Source organism: Silvimonas sp., assembly GCF_031291215.1.
Lineage (GTDB): Bacteria > Pseudomonadota > Gammaproteobacteria > Burkholderiales > Chitinibacteraceae > Silvimonas > Silvimonas soli.
Genome location: NZ_JARLJK010000098.1, coordinates 1 through 1,797, shown reverse-complemented (window position 1 = coordinate 1,797; position 1,797 = coordinate 1). Strand labels below are relative to the sequence as shown.

At 60.3% G+C, this 1,797-nt stretch carries 3 protein-coding genes; 2 read left to right on the top strand and 1 reads right to left on the bottom strand.

Annotation, left to right across the window (positions count from 1 at the left end; translation table 11 throughout):
• Nucleotides 1-432, bottom strand: a 432-nt coding sequence (locus P4L78_RS10650) for a nitrilase-related carbon-nitrogen hydrolase (RefSeq protein ID WP_309328046.1), incomplete at its 3' end; no start/stop codon positions are given.
• 28 nt (nucleotides 433-460) lie between these two features.
• Between P4L78_RS10650 and P4L78_RS10645 the strand changes: the two genes are divergently transcribed.
• Both P4L78_RS10645 and P4L78_RS10640 read left to right on the top strand, forming a co-directional pair.
• Nucleotides 461-910 carry a DUF3320 domain-containing protein gene (locus tag P4L78_RS10645; protein ID WP_309328045.1) on the top strand — a complete coding sequence of 150 codons (450 nt, stop codon included), beginning with the start codon at nucleotides 461-463 and terminating at the stop codon, nucleotides 908-910.
• A gap of 188 nt (nucleotides 911-1,098) precedes the next feature.
• Nucleotides 1,099-1,797: winged helix-turn-helix domain-containing protein (locus P4L78_RS10640; RefSeq protein ID WP_309328044.1), on the top strand; the 699-nt coding region annotated here is incomplete at its 3' end.

The following is a 1,797-nucleotide window of genomic DNA, read 5'->3' as shown; positions in this document are numbered from 1 at the left end:
CCAGATTTCGACGCCCTTTGCATACATCGCGGTGCGGAACAGCGGCATGTGGTTTTCCCAGCAGATCGCCGCGCCGAGCTTGCCCGCCCGGCTGTCCACAACGGGCATGGTCGATGCATCGCCTTGCGACCAGATCAGGCGTTCGGTGCCGGTCGGCATCAATTTGCGGTGTTTGGCAACGACCCCGTGTTCAGGCTCGATGAACACGGCGGTGCAGAACAGCGACGACCCTGCGCGTTCGATCACGCCAAGCACCAGTGTAGCGCCGGTGCGCGCGCTCATTGCGGAGAGAGCGGCCAATTCCGGGCCGTCCATGTCGACTGCGTTGGCATGGTAAGACGCAAAGGCGTCGCGCCCTTCCGGCGTTCGATAGCCAAGCCGCGTGCCAAACTGCTCTCCCTTTGGGTAACCGCCCAGCAGCGCCTCCGGCATGACCACCAGGCAGGCCCCAGAGGCCGCAATGCGATCTCCCCCGCTGATAAAACCTGATATTTCCTACGAATCCAGCTACTATCCGGCGTTGCGCAAACTGATCGCGCATGTGGTTCAGCAAGAAGGTCCGATCGCAGAAAGCCAGTTGGGTAACCGCATTGCCCGCGCGCACGGTTTTCAAAGATCAGGAAGCCGCATCCATAATCGCGTCATGCATCTTGCGTGCAATCAGCACCATGTTGTTTCCGACGGTGGTGCCACGCCATTTGTCTGGAATGACCAGAACGCTGCCGCGAAGGGCGTACCGGCTCGGTTCCCGGCCAGCGAAGATCACATTCGCCAGATCAAGGACATAGCCAAGGCAGAACTGAAGTCTGCAGGCAGCAAAGACCCTGCCGAAATAGCCCGCCTGTTCGCGGTGCGACGCTTGACCTCGACCGCAAGGGCAAGGATCGAAAGCGCGCTGGCAGATGAGTGACCGACCGTCGATAAGCGGCATTGTGCCGGGCAGAATGTCCCGGCAGAACCTTGCCTGAACCCGTCCGCAATCGGGCATCATGAAGTCAGGCATGCGATCACTGCTACCATTGAAGCCATATAGCCGGTAAGATTGCGCATTGACTTTTTAGTTGCGCATTTTATGGTTCGCGCAACAAAGGGGTTCATGTGGCGAGACCAATTCCCGACGCCGAACTGGCAGCCATCGTGGCCGCCGTGGCTCGGCACGACGGTGGCGCGTCGGTAGCACAGATTGCAGCGATACTCGCCATTCCCGGTGCGCGGCGCACACTCCAATATCGCCTTCGCGCGCTGGTTGATGCTGGTCGATTACGCCTTGCCGGAGATGGCCGCGCCGCACGCTACCACCTCGGCGGCGGTGCTACCGCCGAGCCAGTCTTGGCGACCATCATCCCCATATCACCAGAGGGTAAGACAGCCCTCGCCTATGTCCGCCAACCAATCACGGCCCGAATTCCCGTCGGCTACGATCGCGCCTTTCTCGAGAGCTACCGGCCGAACGAAACCTACTATTTAGGCCCGCAGCATCGCGAGCATCTGGCATTGGTCGGCAAACCCAAGATCGAGGCCGCAGCCGCCGGGACTTACGCGAAGCAGATCCTGAACCGCCTGCTGATCGATCTCGCGTGGAATTCAAGTCGGCTGGAGGGCAACACATATTCGCTGCTCGACACCCGGCGCCTGCTGGATTTCGGTGAGGCCGCTGAAGGCCGGGGCCAGCGCGAAGCGCAGATGATCCTCAACCACAAAGATGCAATTGAATTTCTCGTCGGCAACGCCGACGACATCGGGTTCAATCGCTATACGATCCTCAACCTGCACGCGCTCTTGGCCAACAATCTGTTG

What these genes read in the sequence shown, in the direction of transcription:
- P4L78_RS10645 (WP_309328045.1), top strand. Translation starts at nt 461, where the DNA reads ATGCGATCTCCCCCGCTGATAAAACCTGATATTTCCTACGAATCCAGC.